The sequence below is a fragment of the Pseudomonas sp. AC463 genome, assembly GCF_979253585.1.
Genome location: NZ_CEEDDZ010000039.1, coordinates 4696 through 24226 on the forward strand (window position 1 = coordinate 4696; position 19531 = coordinate 24226).

Genomic DNA, 19531 nt, shown 5'->3' on the forward strand with positions numbered 1-19531 from the left:
GGGCTTGCCCCCGATGGCAGTGGGTCAGCTACAGATTTATCAGCTGACACACCCTCATCGGGGGCAAGCCCCCTCCCACATTTTTTACCGAGTAAGGCCTGAGAAAGCCGGTCGGCCACTAGGCCGCCGCGCTTTTGATTTTGATCTGCGATCGCCCCCCCCAAATCACTGTTGGATTACGGGCATGCCTTCGTGTACGGGACAACCACATGGGTTACACAAAAGTGAGCCGCTGTAAGAGCGGAACCATACGCGGCCGTTACCGCAGCAACGGATATGTACTCAACACAAAGACAAAAACTCGCACATTCCCTGCCACCAACTAAGCTCACCCTCCAACAAAAAGCCTCCTCTACACCCCCTGGCTGCACGCCACCTTCGTCCTCACCTACGGCGGGAACCGGCCCCCCACGAAAACCAGGAATCGTCATGAATACCCGTCCAAAAAAACTGCGCCACCTGATGTTTGTACTGCTGCTGGCCGTGATCGCGTTTCTGTTGCTGATGCCCACCAAGGTGCAACCAGTGAACTGGACGCCCCCCAAGGCGCCGTCGCTGAAGGACGGTGCCTACACCGAAAACCAGCGCCTGAAGGCCGTACAGAAAATCGGCGCCCAGGACATCCCCGGGCCCGAGGCCTTGCTGCTGGATGCCCAGGGTTTTCTGATCAGCGGCCTGCATGACGGGCGCATCATCCGCACCTCGCCCGACAGCCGCAGCCTGGAAGTGCTGGCCAATACCGGCGGGCGCCCGTTGGGCCTGGCGTTGCACCCGGATGGTCGCTTGATCATTGCCGACGGAATCAAGGGTCTGCTCGCGCTGGACGCCAAGCGCCAACTTACCACCCTGAGTACCACGGCCAATGACGTGCCCTTTGGCTTTACCAATGACGTGGCCATAGACGCCACCGGGCGCTATGCGTACTTCAGCGACGCGTCGAGCCGCTGGGGATATGGCCAGGATGGCGAAGCGGTGATCGAACATGGCGGCGATGGCCGGCTGCTGCGCTACGACTTCAGCAACGGCAGCACCGAGGTGTTGCTGGACCAGTTGCAATTCGCCAACGGCGTGGCCCTCGGCCCGGACGAAAACTACGTGCTGGTCAATGAAACCGGTGCCTATCGCATCAGCCGTTATTGGCTCAAGGGCGAGCGCGCGGGCAAACATGACCTGTTTATCGACAACCTGCCCGGCCTGCCGGACAACCTCAGCTTCAACGGCCAGGACCGTTTCTGGGTCGCGCTGTACTCGCCGCGCAACCCCTTGCTGGACAGCTTTGCCGGCTACCCGCTGTTGCGCAAAGTGATGGTGCGCGCGCTGATCGTGGTGCCCAAGCCTATCGAGCGCAAAGCCTTTGTGTTGGGGCTGGACACTGAGGGCAAGGTCATCGCCAACTTGCAGGATGGCAGCGCCGGCAATTACTCGCCGATCACCACGGCCAGGGAGTATGGCGTCTGGTTGTATCTGGGCTCGTTGAAGAGTACGAGCATGGCGCGCCTGCCGTTGGCGCTGGCCTTGGAGCAATAACGCAAACAGGGCATACAGGCGCGCGGCCTGTATGCCCTGGGGTCTAACGCATCACCACCTTAGGCCTTGCTGCTGCTCAGCAAGGTCTGGTTGCACAGGTGGCCGAAGCTCACATACGGAACATTGTCACCACCGACGCCGATCCCCGGATACTCCAGCACTTCCATGCGCCACACGCCGTAGTTGAACTGGGTACGCCAGGTGTTGTTGTAGCCCTGGGCGTAGTCGACAAAGGTTGTCTGGAAATCACCCGAGCAGGTGCCCACGTTGATGGTGCCATTGGCCTGGCCGGCACTGTCGGTGGCCGCCGAGTACGCCTGGTAGACGATGTCGCCGTTGTCCGGGTCGATGCGCTGGTCGAGGAACACAATCGGGTGCAGCCCCACCAGCGGCATGCCGGTGCTGTCCGAGATGCCCATGTTCCAGGTCAGGTTGCGATAGGCCTGGGTGGTCATGTAGCCGTAGCCCACATCGGACGCCGAATACGGGATGCGGATTACGCTCGGCTCGCCTTTCATATCCGAGGTATTGATGCGTGGGTTGGAACCGAACGACAGATTGTATTTGCCCGCTGCACTCCACGTGGCATTCGGGTTCGGACGCACACGTATCTTGACCACGCCGCCAACGCCCGGGTTCGAGACCGAGTCCGACTTGAGGTTCGGGTCCACCACGACCCACTGACTGCCATTCAGGCGTTCCAGGATCCAGTTGCTGCGCGCATTGGCCGTCAACGCAAAGCCCACGCTCTGGCCACGCACGGCGGTGAAGTCGAAGTAGTCGACATCATTGATACTGTCGGCGTTGCCGCTGAGGTAGTTGAGCGTGTCCGGCAACTGGAACGCGGTGTCCGGCGTGTCATTGGGCTCGAAGGCATCAATGTTGGTCTCCACCGCCACGCCGAACTGGAAACTCGAGCCCGCCACCGCCGCATTGGCCTCCATGAACCAGTAGTAATCACCGGCCGGCAGCACGCCGCTGAGGCTTTCATCACCGGTGCCGGGGCTGTCGGAAGTGCCCAGGGGAATCGGGTTGCCCTGGCCATCGTCCTGGAACAGGGTCAACGACATGTTGGTGCCTGTGGTCTGGCCGACCAGCAGCGCATTGATGCGCGCCTTGGCCGGCAGGTTGAAGTGGTAGCACAGCAAGTCGCCGGTTTGCACGCCGTTGACCGTGTACAACTGATTCACATCCAGGGTGGTTTCACAGCCCTGCACCAACGCCGCCTGTACGGCGCTCGCCTGCCGGGCGTCGGCTTTCGTCACCTTGGTCACCGGCGCTGACGCCGTACGGTTTTCCACACCCACATTGGCATTGGCCTTGGCCTTGGCGCCAACCACAGGTTTTTTCAACTGTTGTTTCAGCGTTGCAGAAGCCTTGGCAGCTGGAACATTGCCAGCCGCTTTCAGGCTTTGTTTGACGGTGGGTTGCGCCGCTTGCGCAGCCAGGTGAGGGTATTGCTCGGCCAGGGCAAAGGCCGACACAAAGCAGCTGGCCGCCATGGCCGCCATGGCCGCGCCGAGCATAAGGGCTTTTTTCGATTTCATTTTTTATCCATCCATAGTTAAAAAGTGAAGCTCAGGTGACATCCGGTCACCTGGGATGGAATGTAGAATATGACTGGATGGATGTACAGTATTTCTTCGAAAAAAATCAGAACCTATGAAATGGGGATATCGCACCCTCTACGCCAAACGCTCCAGACAACCAATGCGATCAGCCAAACAAACCCAAAGTAATACGGCCACACCACCCAACGTCTGAGCGCCAAGGGAACAGACGCCAGTTCGGCCTCGGTCACGACACCGGCCTTCACGTGACGCTTTGAATCCTGCAGGAAATCAAACATCAACATCATTCGATACTGCCTGTAATTCAGCACATCAAAATGATCCGAGTGTTGCCGACTAAAATCACCACCCATCAGGCGATGTTTCAAACTGTGATAGTCGGTGGTGCGTTCATTGATATAGCTCTGCGCCATGCTTCACATCCTGGATGCGAGAAAGATGGCGTCGAAATATAAGCAAGCGAACCCGCCCCGGACACAAGCCCAGGGGGGTCGACTTACATTTGGGAAGTTGCCTACTCAGCCAAGAAACAGCGCCTACAGAAACCAGCCTAATAACCGGTCATCTCCAGGTAACCCACCCCACCCTCAAACTTCACCGGTCCTTCCCAATACGGAATACTCAGGTTCATCCAGGCGTTCGGGTTGACGGCTTCAGTGACGATATCCAGCTGCTTGCCGGGAATTTTCAGCGCCCAGCGCGTAGGAATCTTGCGCCCGTCGATGGTCGTGGTGTCCAGCGGTGCCAATTGGATATCGGCGTTATGCAGGGTTTGAGTGCGCCCTTCGTGGTCGATCCAGGTGCCGGTCAGGTAGGCCGCGCCGTCGGTTTGGCGTACACGAAACAGCATCAACTGCTCGCCCCGGTCCAGGTGCAGGGAGAACCAGTCCCAGCCGGTCTGGCTGGCGGCCAGGGGTTGGCTGCTCCATTCGCGGTCCAGCCACGCGGGGCCGCTGACCTGGTACACCTTGCCGTCGATGCTCAGGCTGCCACTGGCATTGAAAAACGGCTGGCTGTAGTAGTACGACGCCTGGCCCAGGTCGGATTTACGGCTGTAACCGCCGTCGCCCTGCAACACCAGCGGGCGGCTGGAGGTCAGGTGCAGGTCGTAGGCGAACTGCGCGCCGCTGGCTTTGAGTTGCATGTCCGCCAGGGGGCTGGCGGCACCGGCGCGGCTGGCGAAATTCCAGTCATCGAGCCAGGCAGTGAACGGCGCCGCCTGCACCCCGGCCTGGCCGACGCCGCCACGGGCGTAACGCTCGGCGGCGTAGTGGTGGGTGGCGGAGGTGACGGCGGCGTGGCCGAGCCATACGGTCGAATCCCGCCAGCCCGCTTGCGTCGGCCCGGCCTTGAGGGCATTGCGAAACAGCGTCCATTGCACGCCGAACAGATTGCCCTGGGCATCCTTGAGGTTGGCGGTGACGTACCACCATTCAATCCGGAAACCTGTGTGGGGACCGTGGTCCTCGGGGAAGCTGAACACCTTGCCAGGCACCACTTGGGCAAAGTCTGCCGCGTCACTGCCCAGCCCGGCGAAGCTTTCCTCGGGCACGGGAGCTTTGTCGCAGGCACTCACCAGCAACAGCGCGGCCCAGAGCAGCGACTTAATCTTCATGGGCGAACGTCCTCAACAGGTCAGCCGGGCGGCTGCGGTACAACTGCCACAGCGGCCAGGCCGACGCCAGCAGCGTGGCCAACATCGCCAGCCCGAGCAACTGCGCCAGCTGCCACGGAAATATCTGCAAGGGCAGGCGCCAACCAAACGCCTGCACGTTGATCACCGCGTCCAGGCACCAGGCCAACAGCACCCCCAACGGCAGGGCGAGGATCAACGTGAGCAGCGCCAGCAGCCAGGTCTGCCCCAGGTTCAGCAGCATCAGTTGCCGCCGCGTCACACCCAAGGCCCACAGCGGCGCGAGCTGGCCCAGGCGGCTTTGGCTCTGGGTCAACAGGCTGATAAACAGCGCCACACCGGCGACGCCGAGGGTCAGGCTGTTGAGCGCGGCCGTGGCAGCGAAGGTGCGTTCGAACACCTGGCTGGACCAAACCTTGAGCTGCTGCTGGTCGACGATACGGCTGTCTTCCAGCGCAAAGGCGCGCTGCACCGCGTGGATCAGCGGTGCCACATCGGGTGGCGCCACCCGCAGGTTGAACCGCGCCGGTGACAGCCCCGGCCAGTGGGCCAGCAGGTGCGTGGAATTGACCAGCATATGGCCCTTGGGGTTGCCGTAGTCGGCGTAAATCCCCACCACCTTGGGCGCCCACACACCTTGCGGCGTGGGAATGCTCAGCGTATCGCCGAGGCTGACCGCCAGCCGCCGCGCCAGTTGTTCGCTGAGCATCAGGGTGTCGTCTCGTTGCAACTGGTCCCAGGGTGCGCGCACAGCCTCCAGCAACGGCCAGTGCTGGCGATAGGTGGGGTCGTCGACCACGCCAAACAGATCCGCCGGCCAGCCCTGCACTTGCACGGCCACTTGCCAGGTGGGCAACACGGTCTGCACCAAGGGTTGTTGCGCCAGCCAGGTGCGAAGTTGTTCAGCCTGAGCCGGGGTTTGCGGGTTGAGGTACAGCTCGGCGGTAAGGCGTTGCTCCAGCCAGTTATTGAACGTGTAACGAAAGCCCGAGGTCATGGAGCCGGCGCCGATATTCGCGGCCAGGGCCAACAGCAGCGCCATCAGCGCCAGGCTCAGCGCCGGTAACTGCTGGCGGCAGTCGGCGAGAAACCATTGGCCGAGCACCGAGCGGCTGCGCCCCAGCACCGCCTTGAGCAAGGCATTGAGCAGCACCGGCAAACCGAGGGCGGAGCCGAGCAATAACGCGGCCATCAACACAAACCCGGCGGCCAGGCTGTCGCCCAGCCATAGCGCCAGCAGCGCAATCAACAGCGCGGTGCCCGCCACCCAACCCTGGCGCCGTAGCCAGCGCCCGTGAGCATCATGCCAGGCCTGGGCATTGGCCAGTGCCAGCAACGGCAAGCGTGCCGCGCGCCACAGGCTGCTGGCGCCGGCGAGCACCGCGCCGAGCAGGCTCAGGCCCAAACCCGCCAGCCACCACCAAGGGCTCAGGCTCAATTGCCCCGGCACTTCGGCGCCGTACAGGCCGCGCAGGCTGGCGGCCACATCCGGCAGCAACAGGCTGGCCAGCAGGTAACCGCTGGCCACGCCGAGCACGCCGCCCAGCAGCGACAACACACCCAGTTCGACGCCCAGCCCGAGGATCAGCAGGCGCGCACTCACCCCACAGGCGCGCAAGGTCCGCAACAGCCCACGGCGCTGCTCCAGCGCCAGGCCGATGGCGGCGTGCACGATAAACAGCCCGACCACAAACGAGAGCATGCCCAGCGCGTCGAGGTTCAGGTGAAAGCTCTCGGTAAGGCGCGCGAGGTTGTTGTCCTCGCCCTGCTTGAGTTGCAGCCCGGCGGGTGGCGTCGGGTGGCGGGCGGCGAAGGCGTTGTCCAGCAGCAACCGCGACAAGCGCTCGGGCATCTGCAGCAGCGGCTGGGCAAAACCGATGTCGGTGAGCAACAGGCCGGGGGCCATGTCCGGCTGTGCCTGCAACGGCGGCAATGCCTGCCCGTTAACGGTCACGGGCTGCTCGCCCTCGTGCAGCCCCAAGGCCTGCAAGGTTTGCGGTGCGACCCAGGTGCGTCCCGGCGCGGTAAAAAACGCCAGCATCTGTGCCTGGCTCAAACGCTGCCCAGCCACTGCACCGCTGCCGGGCAACGACAGCGGGTCGATGCCCATCAATTGCAGGCGCACCTCCTCCAACTCCTTGAGCTGCACCCGGCCCTGTACCACCGGCGACACCGGCCACCCGGCGCGGCGCAGCTCGGCAAACAGCGCCTGAGGGAAACTCGCGCCATCCGGCGCACTGAGGCTGGCCTGGGGTTCGCCGCCGATCAGTTGGCTGGCGCGCGCGTAGCTGTCACGGGCCTGGCTGTTGAGGGCCTGCACGCCGGTCAACAAGGCGGTGGCCAGCCACAAGCCGGTAAGCACGCTGAAAAACTGCACGGGATGGCGCCGCCAGTGGCTGAGCAAGGCGCGCAGGGTCCAATAAAACATCCTCACGTGGCCACGACCTGCCCGCGATGCAACACCACCTGGCGGTCCAGCCGCGCGGCAATGCGTGGGCTGTGGGTGACCATCAACAAGCTGGTGGGGCTGTCGCGCAGCAGGTCCAGCAGCAGTTGCAGCACTTCGTCGCTGGTGGCTTCGTCAAGGTTGCCCGTGGGCTCGTCGGCCAACAGCAAGCCCGGGCGCGAGGCCAGCGCGCGCCCCACCGCGACTCGTTGCTGCTGGCCGCCGGAGAGTTGCTCGGGGTAACGCTTGAGCAAATCCCCCAGCCCCAGGCGCTCCACCAGCTGCGCTTGCCAGTGGGGGTCAAAGCGCCCCGCCAGACGCGCCTGGAAAGCCAGGTTGTCGTCGACGCGCAAGCTGCCGATGAGGTTGAACTGCTGGAACACCAGGCCGATTTCAGTGCGCCGCCAGTGGGCCAGTTGCGCTTCGCCGAGCTGGTCCAGGCGCTGCTCGCCCACCTGGATGCTGCCGCCGTCCACCCGGTCGAGCCCGGCCACCAGGTGCAACAGGGTGCTCTTGCCACTGCCGGATTCGCCCATCAACGCCAGGCTGCTGCGCGCGGCCAGTTGCAGGTCGACACCCGCCAACACCGTCAGCGGCCCTTGGGGCGTGGCATAGCTTTTGAAAACACCTTGCACCTGCAACATGGCAATGCTCGTTTAAAGGGTGGCGATCGAGAATAACGGCTGCCGCTCACAGCCACGCAAATTTTTCACATGGATTTCACCGGTTGCCCACCCGACGCACTCTAAATTGCCCATCAAGCGTCCCTGGCGAGCAACTTTGCAGTTGCCACAGCGGACAACTTTTAACCGCAACATGTTCAGCGAAAAGACAGCCGCCCTGTGACAGCCTCCTGTTTCACTGCGGCTATTCGCCCGTACGTTGCGCCTAATTAATACAACATTGCCAACAGCGCCCATGGTGAATGAAGTGGTTGACGTTACCCTGACCAAACCACGCTTGCGCCCACGCTTTTTCAAGCGCTGGCCAGCCCTCTGGCTGGGGATTGTGGTGGTTGCCCTGCTGCTCGTCGCCAGCCTGTTCTGGCCCTCCTCGCCACGGGACCTGGGCGTGGGCAATCGCTTGCTGACCTCCGAGGTTCTGCCGCTGTGGCGCGACGGTGACCTGATCGTGCTGGTGCGCCACGAGGAGCGCTGTGACCGCTCGACCAACCCCTGCCTGGGGCCGGTGGAGGGCCTGACGATCAACGGCAGCCAACACGCCGAAAACCTCGGCAGAGCCTTTAAAACCCTGGGCATGGACGGCAGCGACGTGCTCGCCAGCCCGGCCATTCGCACCGCCCAGACCCTGCGTTTCATGTTCGGCAAAAACGAGGTCACCTCGGGCGAGAAAGCCGTGTGCGGCGCGGCCATGGGCGAAGAGTTGCTGAGCCACAAGACCCCGGGACGCAACCTGGTGTTCGTCACCCACAGCGGCTGCATCGCCGACTTCGAATCCACCCTGGGCTTCCCCCGCGCCTCATTCCCCGAGTACGGCAGCGCGCTGTTCGTGCAGGTATTGCCGCACGGAAAATTCAAGGCTCTGGGTATCGTCAACAACCCGCAATGGCCCGCTGCACTCAAGCAACTTTAATAACCTCCCCTCTTTATTCAGCAAAAAGACAGCCCTGTTCTGGCATGTTTAGTTGCGCCTTTTAATTAAGGACGTCATGAATACTTTCTGTCATTCAGTGAACGCTGTGATGTGTACGCTATTACTTCAAAAGTCTGCTGTTAGACGTCAAGGAGCGACGTTGTGATATCCCGTTTAAAACCCTTGCCGGTGTTATTACTGGCCTTCGTCGCGTTTTACCTGTTGCCGCTCGGGCTGCACGGTTTGTGGACCCCGGACGAAACCCGCTACGCGCAGATCAGCCAGGAAATGCTGCTAAGCGGCGACTGGGTGGCGCCGCATTACCTGGGCGTGCGCTATTTCGAAAAACCTGCCGGTGGTTACTGGCTGATCGCCCTTGGCCAGGCGCTGTTCGGCCAGAACCTGTTCGGTGTCCGCATCGCGTCGGCGCTGACCAGCGGCCTCAGCGTGTTGCTGGCCTACCTGATCGCCCGGCGCCTGTGGAACGACCCGCGCAAAAGCTTCGCCTGCGCCCTGCTCTACCTGAGTTTCGGCCTGGTGGCCGGGCAAGCCGGGTATTCCAACCTGGACCCGCAATTTACCTTCTGGGTCAACCTGAGCCTGATGGCCTTGTGGTTTGCCCTCGACAGCCACACCACCCGCGCGCGTCTGTGGGCATGGGCAATGCTGGGCCTGGCGTGTGGCATGGGCTTCATGACCAAAGGCTTTCTGGCCTGGGCGCTGCCGGTGTTGATCGCCGTGCCCTATATGCTCTGGCAACGGCGCCTGGCCGAGTTGCTGCGCTACGGCCCACTGGCGGTGGGCGTGGCGATGCAGGTGTGCTTGCCCTGGGTGCTGGCGGTGCATGTGCAGGAACCGGACTTCTGGCGCTTCTTTTTCTGGAACGAGCACATTCGCCGCTTCAGCGCCGACGACGCGCAACACGTGCGGCCCTGGTGGTTTTTCCTGCCAATCATGGCGGTGGCCTGCCTGCCGTGGGCCGGGTTGCTGCCCACCACGCTGCACAAGGCCTGGCGCGAAAAACGCCAGCCGGCGATCGCCTTCATGGGCCTGTGGCTGCTGTTGCCGCTGGTCTTTTTCAGCCTGAGCAACGGCAAGTTGCCGACCTACATCATGCCGTGCCTGCTGCCGTTGGCGCTGCTGATGGGGCATACCCTGATCGACCTGCTGAACAGCGGCCGTGCACGCGCGCTCTGCCTCAATGGCCTGCTCAACTTCGCGATCGGCATGGCGGCCATGATCGGCCTGATCTACCTGCAAATCGCCAGGCCACTTTACGGTAACAGCCACGCCGAAATGTTCAGCCTGTCCCTGGCCTTTATCGTGCTGCTGGGGTGGATCCTCGCCAACCTGCTGCAAGCCTTTCGCCCGCTGACACTGTGGGCAATGCCGGTGCTGGGCATCGGCATACTGGTGATCCTGCTGCCGGCGAGCATGCCGGCGCAGATCGCCGATAACGAAATGCCCGATCAGTTTGTGCTTGAGCATCTGCATGAGTTGCAGCCCACCCACGCGCTGCTGGCCAATGCCCTGGAAAATGCCAGCGCCATGGCCTGGCGCCTCAAGCGCACGGACGTGACGCTGTATGACACCGAGGGCGAACTGCGCTACGGCCTGCAATACGCCGGCTCCGTGCAGCGCAAAGTCGAGTTGGGCCAGGTCCAGGCCTGGCTGCAGCAGGCGCGCCGGCACGGCGCGGTCGGCGTGCTGCTGCGGGTCAACAGCACCAGTGAAATGCGCGAGGCCGGGCAACTGCCGCCCGGTGGCACACGTTATTCCAAGGGGCATCTGCAGCTGATTATCTACCCGCAACTGCCGTGAATTCAGCGGGGAGTGGTCTTGGCGGGGTCCAGCAGGTCGACCGGGGTGATGCCGCTGCCCAGCAGTTGCTCCTGCACCGCCCGGCCCTCGGCCCGGTTGCGGATAAACCCGGCACGGGTAAAGCGCTCCAGGAACGGCACCGGCAAAGCCTTGTCAGGCGTGACCGGCGGCTGCTCGGCCACATCGCCAAACAGCGTATAGGCCGCGCTGGGCAAGTGCCGCGTGTTGATATCGCTGGTCAGCCGGCCCTCCTGCAAAACGATGGCGCGGTTGGTCACCCGTTGCAGGTCGGACAGGCGCTGGGAGATATACACAATCGCCACCCCGCGTGCGCGCTGACTGTCGATCAGGCCCAAGAGGCGCTCGGCGTCGGTTTCCGACAGGGCGGCGGTGGGTTCATCCAGAATCAACAGTTTGGGCTGCAACGCAAACGCGCGAGCCAGCACCAGCAGTTGCCGATCGGCCAGGCCCAGGCGCTCGACCGGCTGTTCCAAAGGCAGCTGCAGGCCCAGCCCGGCGGCGATGATGTGCGCGCGTTGCAGCAGGTTTTTGCGGTTGAGCAGAAAGTCGGCGTCAGGCTGGCAGAGCTCATCGAGCAACAGGTTCTCGGCCACGCTCAGGCCCGGCGCAATCGCGTCATCCGGGCGTTGGTGCACCGCCACAATCCCCAACCGGCGCGCCGATAACGGCGAGGTGAAACGCTGGCGCTGCCCATCCACCCACAGTTCACCGGCATCCGGCGCCAGGCTGCCGCTGAGGATCTTCACCAAGGTCGATTTGCCCGCCCCGCTGGCCCCCAGCAATGCCACGCCCTCACCCGGGTAAATATCCAGGTTGACCTGATCCAGTGCGCAATGGGCACCGAAGGTCTTGCTCAGGCCCAGCAGGCGGACCAGGGGCGCGGGGGCAACAGGGTTGCTCATGGCTAATCTCTAAGGCGGACGATGACTCATTACAACGCGCGGGGGCGCTGATTTATTCCGTACAACAATGAGTTAGATCCCGAATTAAAGGCATTACCTCAAGAACAATCCAATAGCTGAATCGCATAGCAAAAAGTTTTTAAGTTATAAGCCGTGCCAGGAGTTTGTTGAATGCTTTCAGCACCGCCTCGGGTTTTTCCAGCATCAACTGGTGACCACAGGCCTCCAGCACCTGGAAGTCGGCATTCGGCAGTTGCCCGGCCAGGGCCTGGCCACCACTGGCGGGGGTCAGGCCGTCGCTGTCACCGGCCAACACACTCACCGGCAGCAGCAGACTGGGGATCTGCGCAGCGGCCGGCCAGTCGGCGTTTTTGGTCAGGGCCTTGAACATCGACAGGCGGTTGCGCTCGGTGAGTTGCTCTTCATAGGCCACCAATGCCGGATCGGCCGACGCGTGCCAGGCGCGCTCGCGAAAGCCCTTGGCCAATACCGGGCGCAGCCACTCCAGAATCCACGCCGGCAAGGCCATCAAGCCGCCACCCGCCGCCGGTCGATGCAACTGGGTACCCAGCAGCAACGCCGCCGCAACAGGCACTGCGGGCCTGGCCAGCAACGCACTGAGGCTCAGGCTGGTGCCGAAGGAATGGGCGACGATCAGGTTACGCGCGCCGCCGTAACGCTGCAGGATCGCCAGGTAGTCCGCCACCAGTTCTGCCCACGCGTAGGCGTGCTCATCGCGCGGCCGCGCGCTGTCGCCATGGCCCAGCAGGTCCCAGGCCACCAGGCTGTAGCCTTGGGCCTTGAGCGCCTGCCATTGCAGGCGCCACTGGTCTTTGTTGCCGCCGGCGCCATGGCAGAAAAACACCACGGTATCCGGCTCGGTGGTGCCCACCTGGTGGGCGATGCTCAGGCGGCGGCCGGGGCGGATGTCGAGCAATTGGCCGCGCACCAGCGGCCCGTTCAAATCAGTCATAAAGCGCATAGTCCTCAAGGTTGACGCCACGGGTCGGCACACACTGCAACAGACTGCGAGTGTAAGGATGGCGCGCGTCGGCAAACAGCGCCGCCGTATCGCCCTGCTCCACCACTTGCCCGTGCTGCATCACGGCAATCCGGTCACACAACCGCGCCGCCACACGCAGGTCGTGGGTAATAAATACAATGCTCAATTTCAGCTGGCGTTGCAGCGACTCCAGCAGTTCCAAAATCTGCACCTGGATCAACGCATCCAGGGCCGACACACACTCATCGGCAATCAGCACCTTGGGCTCCACCGCCAGGGCGCGGGCGATGCCGATGCGCTGGCGCTGACCACCGGAGAACTCATGGGGGTAACGCTCGAACGCCGTGGCCGGCAGGCCCACGCGTTCCAGCAATGCCCGCGCGCGCTGCTCGGCGTCGGCCTGGGAGCGGCCCTGCACCAGCGGCCCGGTCATGATGATGCGGCCGACGGTCTGACGTGGATTAAGGGAGGCGAACGGGTCCTGGAAGATCATTTGCACCTGGCTGCGCAACGGCCGCAAACGCCCCTCAGGCAACCCGGCCACGTCCTGGCCCAGCCATTGGATCTGGCCGCTGTCGGCGCGCAACAAGCGCACCAGGCAACGGCCCAGGGTCGACTTGCCCGAGCCCGACTCACCGACAACCCCCAGGGTTTCGCCCTCACGCAGTTGCACAGCCACCGCGTCCAGCGCCTGGGTGGTGCGCCGCCCCCACCAACCGTTGCGGCTGCTGAACACCTTGCCCAGTTGCTCGGCCTTGAGCACCACCGCGCCGTGCACCCGCGCACGCGGCGCCAGCGGTTGTGCCCGCACGGCCGCCAGCAGTTGCCGCGTATAGGCGGCCTGAGGCGCGCGCAGTACCTGTTGCGCGCTGCCCTGCTCGACCACGCGGCCTTGCTCCAGCACCAGCACGCGGTCGGCAATCGCCTCGACCACGGCAAAGTCATGGGTGATAAACAACAGTGCCATGCCCTTGTCCTGCTGGATTTTGCGTAGCAGGTCGAGGATCTGCGCCTGGGTGGTCACGTCCAGCGCCGAGGTGGGCTCGTCGGCAATCAACAGCGCCGGATCGAACGCCAGGGCCATGGCGATCACCACGCGCTGGCGCTGGCCGCCGGAGAGTTCAAACGGATAGGCCTGACGCAGGCGCTCGGGGTCCGGCAGGCCGACATAACCCAGCAGGTCGAGCACACGCCGGCGCCGCTCGGCACCCGACTGCACACCATGGGCACGCAGGGTTTCATCAATCTGCTCGCCCACCCGCAGCAACGGGTTCAGCGCGCTCATGGGCTCCTGGAAGACCATGCTGATAGCGCGCCCGCGCAGTGCGCGCATACCGGCTTCGCTGCGCGCCGCGAGGTCTTCCTGGCGAAACACCAGGCGCCCGCTTTCCAGGGTCAGCGGCACCGGCAACTGGCGCAGCAGCGCCTTGGCCAGCATTGACTTGCCCGAACCGGACTCGCCCACCACACACAGGCATTCGCCGCTGCGCAGCTGCAACGACAGGTCATACAGCGCATGGCTGCGATCGGCCCCGGACGGCAACGCGATGCGCAGATGCTCGACACTCAATAACGTCATAGCGACCTCCCCGGTTCAAACGCCACGCGCAGGCCTTCGCCCACGCGGTTCACCGCCAGCACGCACAGCACAATCGCCAGCCCCGGCAAGAAGCTCATCCACCAGGCATCGCGCAGCAACCCACGGGACGCGTTGATCATATAACCCCAGCTCATCGCCTCCGGATCGCTGAGGCCGAGGAACGCCAGCGCCGCCTCGGTGAGGATTGCCGTGGCCATCACAAAGGTCATGGTCACCAGCAGTGGCGCCAGCGCATTCGGCAGGATCTGCTCGCGGATGATGCCCCACGGCGACTGGCCCAGCACCCGCGCCGCCTGCACGAATTCGCGCTGGCGCAGGGTGAGGAATTCACTGCGCACCAGCCGCGCCACACCCGGCCAGGCCACCAGCGAAATCGCCAGCACGATGGAGCCCAGCGACGGTTCCAGCACCGCCACCAGAATCACCGCCAGCACCAGCTGCGGGATGATCTGGAAGAACTCGGCGATGCGCATCAGCACACCGTCGAGCCAGCCGCCGAAGTAACCGGCGATAGCCCCCACCAGCAGCCCCACCAGCAAGGTCGACAGGCTGGCCAGCGCACCCACCGCCAGCGACACGCGGGCGCCATAGAGCAAACCGCTGCCGAGGTCGCGGCCGAGCAGGTCGCTGCCCAGCCAGTGCGATGCGTCGTGGAACGGCGCGAGCATCGGCTGGGTGTTCATTTCCCATGGCGCGCTGTCGGTCAGCCACGGCGCGACCGTCGCCAGCGCCGCCAATAGCAGCAAAAACACTGCGCCCGCCAGCGCCGAGGGCTGGCGGATAAAGCGCTTGAACACCACCATCAGCCCTGCCCTCCGGCGCCGATACGCGGGTCGAGAAAACGGCAGATCAGATCGGTCAACACGTTAAAGCCCACCACCAGCATCGAGATCACCAGAAAGCCCCCCATCAACACGCCGTAGTCGCGCTGCGCGAGCGCGTCGTACATCAAGCGGCCAATGCCGGGCCACGAGTACACCACTTCAACCAGCAACGCGCCGCTGGCCAATTGGCCCAGTTGCAGGCCGGCGAAGGTCACCACCGGCAGCAGGGCATTGCGCAGTACATGCACGTACAGCACGCGCCGTGGGTGCAGGCCCTTGGCGTGGGCGGTGCGCACGTATTCCTGGCCAAGGGCATCGAGCACGGCGGCGCGGGTCAGGTGGATATACAAGGCCAAAAACAGCACGCTCAGAGACAGGCACGGCAACAGCAGGTGCTGCAGGCGATCGAGCAGCGAAAAGTCCCGGCCCACCGTCTCCATGCCAAACGCCGGCAGCCAATCCAGGCTCACCGAAAACAGCAGGATCATCAGCATCGCCAGCCAGAAGGTCGGCATCGCGTACAACAGCAAGGCCCCATGGGAAATCACCCCATCGAGCCAATGCCGCTTCTGCCGCGCCTGCGCCGCCAGCACACCAAGGGCCACGCCCAGCACGGAAGACAGCACAAATGCCGAACCCATCAGTGCCAGCGTGGCCGGCAGACGCTCGGCGATCAAAGACCACACCGAGGTCTGGTTGCGGTAGGAATACCCGAGGTCAAGATGGGCGATATGGCCCAGGTAAATCAGCAATTGCTGGAGCAGCGGTTTGTCCAGGCCCATGCTCTGGCGCAGTTGCTCGATAAACTGCACATCGTCCACCCCCGCCTCACCGGCCAGCAGCAGCGCCGGGTCGCCCGGCGCCAGATGGATCAGCAAAAAGCTCAACACCAGCACCGCCACCACCATCAGCAGCGCCTTGAGCAGGCGCGCGCCGAGATACACCACGCCGTTCATGGTGCCGGCGCCTCAAGGTACACGCTCTCGTAGTCCTCATTCAGGCTGGTGGCGGTTTGCAGCAGGTTTTTCACCTGGCTGTGAAACAGCGTCGGGTAGCGCATCTCGAAGATCGGCGCGATGGGCAGGTCGGTGTTCAAGATGTTTTCAAGCTGGCTGTAGAGCTGCGTGCGCGCAGGGCCTTGCGGCGTGTCGGCGAGCTTGGTCCACAGCGCATCGGCCGCGGGGTTGCTGTAGCCACTGACGTTGGCGAACGGTGAGGTCTTGAGGATGTAGTCGGAGCGAAACAGATAAGCGCTGGTGAGGTACGGGTCGCCGACCTGGAAGATAAAGTTGTAGGTCAGGTCGAAGTCCCAGTCGCTGACACGCTGGAACCAGGTGGCCGCGTCGGACGTCACCACCTGCACCTTAAAGCCCAGGGGTTGCAGTGCCTGCTTGGTGTACTCGGCCAGGCGTTCCCAGGCGCCGCCCTTCTCGCCATTGAGCAGGCGGATACGCACCGCGCCCACGTCCACGCCGGATTCGGCAATCAGTGCCTTGGCCTTTTTCACGTCATAGCTGTACTGCGGCAACTGCGGGTCGTGGTACGGCGTGGTCGAGACGAACTCGCCCTGGGCCACCTTGCCCGAGCCGAAGAAAATATTGTTAACGATGAACGGCCGGTTCAGCGCATACAGGATCGCCTGGCGCACCTTGGGGTTGTTCAGCGGCGGCTTGCGCGTGTTGATCTGCAAAAAGGCCAGGCCGGCGTACAGCTCCCAGCCCTTCTCCGACGACTGCACGTTCGGCAGCGCGGTCAGGCGCTTGAGGTCGGAGTAATCGGCGTCGCCGCTGCGCAGCACCTGCACGTCATTGCGCTCGAACGCGGCGGCTCGCGATGAGGCGTCCGGGATCACGTGGAAGATGATGCTGTCGAGGTGCGGCAGGCCCTTTTTCCAATAGCCGGGGTTCTTGGCCAGCTTGATATAGGCACCGCGTTTCCACTCCACAAACACAAACGGCCCGGTACCGACCGGCTTGAGGTTGTAGGGGTTGTTGCGAAAATCGGTGTTGGCGTAGAGGTGCTTGGGCACCACCGGGCGCAGGCCGCTGCCCAGGGCCGAGAGCAAGGGCGCGAAGGGTTTCTTGAGGTGGAAGACTACTTGCAGCGGACCCTTGGCGGTGATGCGGTCGACGTACTCGGTGATGATGCCGCCGAGGCGTTTGTCGACCTCGGGGTAGAAGGTCTGGAAGCTGAACACCACGTCATCGGCGCTAAAGGCCGGGCCGTCGTGCCAGTGCACGCCGTCCTGCAATTGGAAAGTGTAGGTGAGGCCGTCGGGGGAAATATTCCAGGACTTGGCCAACACCGGCTTGGGGTTGAGGTCGGTGTCGAACGTCAGCAGGCCCTGCAGCACCTTGCCGCTGACATATTGGGTGGACACATGGCTGACCACCCCATGCATCAGCGACGGCGGCTCCGGCTGGGCCACCAGGTTCAGCACGCCGCCTTCCCGGGGTTGGGCCAGCGCCTGGCCGGCGAGCAGCGCGGTGCACAGGCCCACGGACGAGAGGACACGGCGAAAAGAGAATGGGCGCATGGGGCCTCCTCGATGGGATAGAGATGCCGAGGGGTTTTGCAAGCGCTGTGCCATGGGGGTTTGCGCAGGGTTTGCTGGGGGTCGGTGAGCCTCGCGCTGATGAAAAAACCACACTGCTCGACCTGAGTGTGCAAAAAGCAGCAGCAAAGCATTTCAAAAGTGGGAGGGGGCTTGCCCCCGATACCGGTGGGTCATCAATGAATGAGCCAACTGACCCGCCGCCATCCGGGGCAAGCCCCCTCCCACAGGCTTTCACCGCTGGCCGATGGCACAAGGTTTGCCCCTGTAACCGTCATCCGCATAAACGAGCCTTTCACCATGTCACTGGATTACCTGGGCAACCCCATCGACACCACCCACCCGATCACCCGCCAGGGCGTGGATGATTTCATCGGTGGCTTCCTCGGCTACCAGCCCCGCGCCGAGGGCATCCTGGCCGCCGCCGATGCCGACCCCGACTCTGCGCTGGCCAATGCTTTTGCAGGGATCCTGCTGATGTTCATCGAGTCCCCCGAGGGCCCAGCATTGGCAGAAAAATACCGCCAGCGCGCAGCCGCCGTGAACACCGGCCACCCCCGCGCCCGGCTGTACCTGGAGGTGTTGCAGGCGTGGATCAACGATGACCTCAACGAGGTCCTGCGCTTGAGCGAAAACCTGCTCGAGCGCTACCCCCGCGACCTGTTCGCCGCCAAGCTCAACCAATACCTGGAATTCAACCGCGGCAACTGGCCGGCGCTGCTGCGCATCGGCCTCAAGGCCACCGCCGGCGCGCCGGATATCGCCCACAGCCACGGCTTGCTGGCCTTCGCCTACGAGCAATGCCACCTGCTCGAAGAAGCCGAAACCAGCGCCCGCGAGGCCCTGCGCCTGCAACCGTCCGAGCCTTGGGCCCAACATGCCCTGGCCCATGTGCTGCTGACCCACGGGCGTATCGAGGAAGGCACCGCGTTCCTGGAAAGTGTGAAACAGCATTGGGACGGGTTGAACTCGTTCATGTACACCCACAACTGGTGGCACCTGGCGCTGTTCTACCTGGCCCGGGGTGAGGATAGACGGGTGCTGGAGATTTACGATCGACACGTGTGGGGCATCCTGCCGGAGTACTCCCAGGACCAGGTGGGCGCGGTGTCCTTGCTGGCGCGGCTGGAACTGGCCGGGATCGACGTGGGTGAACGCTGGCAAGCGTTGGCGCCCTACCTGCAACGGCGGGTCGCCGACACGGTGCAGCCTTTTTTGAGCGTGCAGTATTTATACGGCCTGGCACGAGCGGGCAAAACGGAGGCGGATACGCTGCTCGCGGCGTTGCGCCGGCACAGCTTTACCGCGAGGCCAGTGTGGGGTGAAGTCACCCTGCCGTTGGCGCGGGGGCTGTTGGCGCATGCCCGCGGGGATGCCCAGGGTGCGCTGGAGCAACTGGGTATCGCACTGCCTCGGTTGAATGAGATTGGCGGGAGCCATGCGCAGCGCGACCTGTTTGCGCTGGTGGAGCTGGATGCACGGTTGCAGGCGGGGGATTGGTTTGCGGCGCAGCAGGGGTTGGAGTTAAGGCGGCGGTATGACGGGTGGGATGTGCCGGTTAATCGGAGTCTGGTGGGGGTGTATGAGGCGTTGGGGTTGCCGGAGCAGGCAGCTCGTGCACGGGAGCGGGTTTTGCGGTTTGGTTGATGATGAGTACATATCCGTTGTTTGGGTGATGGCTAGCTCACTTTTGAACAGCATGTACGGAGCGGGGGTGATATCTACCTGATAAATGAGATCAAAATGTGGGAGGGGGCTTGCCCCCGATGAGGGAGTGTCAGTGAATGCATCTGTAACTGACCCACCGCTATCGGGGGCAAGCCCCCTCCCACATTTTGACCAAGTACAGCCTGAGAAACCGGTCGGCTACCAGGCCGCCGCGCTTTTGCTTTTGATCCTAGGCGCCCCGTCAAACACGCTGGCCGAACGCAGGCTTGAATCCGTGGGCCGCCGTTACCTAAATAACGGATATGCCCCCCCGGGCCTCAAACACCCCCCGAGCCACTGCCCGCGCCACACACTCCGCCGCCGCCGCC

15 protein-coding genes are annotated in these 19531 nt (G+C 63.5%); 4 read left to right on the forward strand and 11 right to left on the reverse strand.

Features of this window, described 5'->3' with window-relative positions:
* Positions 1-429: 429 nt before the first annotated feature.
* Positions 430-1527 carry an SMP-30/gluconolactonase/LRE family protein gene (locus AC0IYH_RS28745; protein ID WP_471837387.1) on the forward strand — a complete coding sequence of 366 codons (1098 nt, stop codon included), beginning with the start codon at positions 430-432 and terminating at the stop codon, positions 1525-1527.
* Positions 1528-1586: 59 nt separating this feature from the next.
* On the opposite strand, the gene AC0IYH_RS28750 is transcribed toward AC0IYH_RS28745, so the two are convergent.
* From AC0IYH_RS28750 to AC0IYH_RS28770, 5 genes are all read right to left on the reverse strand, one after another.
* Complete coding sequence (locus AC0IYH_RS28750; RefSeq protein ID WP_471837388.1) at positions 1587-3074, reverse strand: hypothetical protein; 1488 nt, start codon at positions 3072-3074, stop codon at positions 1587-1589.
* Between the two features lie 113 nt (positions 3075-3187).
* Positions 3188-3511, reverse strand: a complete 324-nt coding sequence (locus AC0IYH_RS28755) for a hypothetical protein (RefSeq protein ID WP_471837389.1) — start codon at positions 3509-3511, stop codon at positions 3188-3190.
* 137 nt (positions 3512-3648) lie between these two features.
* Positions 3649-4713 (reverse strand): lipocalin-like domain-containing protein, encoded by a 1065-nt coding sequence (locus AC0IYH_RS28760; RefSeq protein WP_471837391.1) that lies wholly within the window; start codon positions 4711-4713, stop codon positions 3649-3651.
* A complete protein-coding gene (locus AC0IYH_RS28765) occupies positions 4703-7165 on the reverse strand; it encodes an ABC transporter permease (protein WP_471837392.1) in 2463 nt (820 codons plus the stop codon). Before AC0IYH_RS28765 ends, AC0IYH_RS28760 begins: the two co-directional genes overlap by 11 nt.
* Positions 7162-7821 (reverse strand): ABC transporter ATP-binding protein, encoded by a 660-nt coding sequence (locus tag AC0IYH_RS28770; RefSeq protein ID WP_122773194.1) that lies wholly within the window; start codon positions 7819-7821, stop codon positions 7162-7164. The genes AC0IYH_RS28765 and AC0IYH_RS28770 overlap by 4 nt, the downstream gene beginning before the upstream one ends.
* A gap of 274 nt (positions 7822-8095) precedes the next feature.
* Between AC0IYH_RS28770 and pmrG the strand changes: the two genes are divergently transcribed.
* Both pmrG and arnT read left to right on the forward strand, forming a co-directional pair.
* Positions 8096-8770: a lipopolysaccharide core heptose(II)-phosphate phosphatase PmrG gene (pmrG, locus tag AC0IYH_RS28775; RefSeq protein ID WP_471837394.1), complete on the forward strand. Its 675-nt coding sequence runs from the start codon at positions 8096-8098 to the stop codon at positions 8768-8770.
* A 165-nt stretch (positions 8771-8935) separates the two neighbouring features.
* A complete protein-coding gene (arnT, locus tag AC0IYH_RS28780; RefSeq protein ID WP_471837409.1) occupies positions 8936-10591 on the forward strand; it encodes a lipid IV(A) 4-amino-4-deoxy-L-arabinosyltransferase in 1656 nt (551 codons plus the stop codon).
* A gap of 2 nt (positions 10592-10593) precedes the next feature.
* Here the strand turns inward: arnT and AC0IYH_RS28785 are convergent, their stop codons facing one another.
* The 6 genes from AC0IYH_RS28785 to AC0IYH_RS28810 form a co-directional block, all read right to left on the reverse strand.
* Positions 10594-11514, reverse strand: a complete 921-nt coding sequence (locus tag AC0IYH_RS28785) for an ATP-binding cassette domain-containing protein (protein ID WP_471837395.1) — start codon at positions 11512-11514, stop codon at positions 10594-10596.
* Positions 11515-11653: 139 nt separating this feature from the next.
* On the reverse strand, positions 11654-12487 hold the full coding sequence (locus AC0IYH_RS28790) for an alpha/beta fold hydrolase (RefSeq protein WP_471837397.1): 834 nt from the start codon (positions 12485-12487) through the stop codon (positions 11654-11656).
* Positions 12480-14096 carry a dipeptide ABC transporter ATP-binding protein gene (locus AC0IYH_RS28795; RefSeq protein ID WP_471837399.1) on the reverse strand — a complete coding sequence of 539 codons (1617 nt, stop codon included), beginning with the start codon at positions 14094-14096 and terminating at the stop codon, positions 12480-12482. Before AC0IYH_RS28795 ends, AC0IYH_RS28790 begins: the two co-directional genes overlap by 8 nt.
* Complete coding sequence (locus AC0IYH_RS28800) at positions 14093-14920, reverse strand: ABC transporter permease (protein ID WP_471837401.1); 828 nt, start codon at positions 14918-14920, stop codon at positions 14093-14095. The genes AC0IYH_RS28795 and AC0IYH_RS28800 overlap by 4 nt, the downstream gene beginning before the upstream one ends.
* A complete protein-coding gene (locus AC0IYH_RS28805) occupies positions 14920-15897 on the reverse strand; it encodes an ABC transporter permease (protein WP_471837403.1) in 978 nt (325 codons plus the stop codon). The genes AC0IYH_RS28800 and AC0IYH_RS28805 overlap by 1 nt, the downstream gene beginning before the upstream one ends.
* A complete protein-coding gene (locus AC0IYH_RS28810) occupies positions 15894-17477 on the reverse strand; it encodes an ABC transporter substrate-binding protein (protein ID WP_471837405.1) in 1584 nt (527 codons plus the stop codon). Before AC0IYH_RS28810 ends, AC0IYH_RS28805 begins: the two co-directional genes overlap by 4 nt.
* A 318-nt stretch (positions 17478-17795) precedes the next feature.
* On the opposite strand from AC0IYH_RS28810, the gene AC0IYH_RS28815 reads away from it, so the two are divergent.
* Complete coding sequence (locus AC0IYH_RS28815) at positions 17796-19142, forward strand: tetratricopeptide repeat protein (RefSeq protein WP_471837407.1); 1347 nt, start codon at positions 17796-17798, stop codon at positions 19140-19142.
* The last annotated feature ends 389 nt before the right edge of the window (positions 19143-19531 follow it).

Coding starts and splice junctions, on each gene's coding strand:
- AC0IYH_RS28745 (WP_471837387.1), top strand. CDS start 430: ATGAATACCCGTCCAAAAAAACTGCGCCACCTGATGTTTGTACTGCTG.
- AC0IYH_RS28750 (WP_471837388.1), bottom strand. CDS start 3,074: ATGAAATCGAAAAAAGCCCTTATGCTCGGCGCGGCCATGGCGGCCATG.
- AC0IYH_RS28755 (WP_471837389.1), bottom strand. CDS start 3,511: ATGGCGCAGAGCTATATCAATGAACGCACCACCGACTATCACAGTTTG.
- AC0IYH_RS28760 (WP_471837391.1), bottom strand. CDS start 4,713: ATGAAGATTAAGTCGCTGCTCTGGGCCGCGCTGTTGCTGGTGAGTGCC.
- AC0IYH_RS28770 (WP_122773194.1), bottom strand. CDS start 7,821: ATGTTGCAGGTGCAAGGTGTTTTCAAAAGCTATGCCACGCCCCAAGGG.
- pmrG (WP_471837394.1), top strand. CDS start 8,096: ATGGTGAATGAAGTGGTTGACGTTACCCTGACCAAACCACGCTTGCGC.
- AC0IYH_RS28785 (WP_471837395.1), bottom strand. CDS start 11,514: ATGAGCAACCCTGTTGCCCCCGCGCCCCTGGTCCGCCTGCTGGGCCTG.
- AC0IYH_RS28790 (WP_471837397.1), bottom strand. CDS start 12,487: ATGACTGATTTGAACGGGCCGCTGGTGCGCGGCCAATTGCTCGACATC.
- AC0IYH_RS28795 (WP_471837399.1), bottom strand. CDS start 14,096: ATGACGTTATTGAGTGTCGAGCATCTGCGCATCGCGTTGCCGTCCGGG.
- AC0IYH_RS28800 (WP_471837401.1), bottom strand. CDS start 14,920: ATGGTGGTGTTCAAGCGCTTTATCCGCCAGCCCTCGGCGCTGGCGGGC.
- AC0IYH_RS28805 (WP_471837403.1), bottom strand. CDS start 15,897: ATGAACGGCGTGGTGTATCTCGGCGCGCGCCTGCTCAAGGCGCTGCTG.
- AC0IYH_RS28810 (WP_471837405.1), bottom strand. CDS start 17,477: ATGCGCCCATTCTCTTTTCGCCGTGTCCTCTCGTCCGTGGGCCTGTGC.
- AC0IYH_RS28815 (WP_471837407.1), top strand. CDS start 17,796: ATGTCACTGGATTACCTGGGCAACCCCATCGACACCACCCACCCGATC.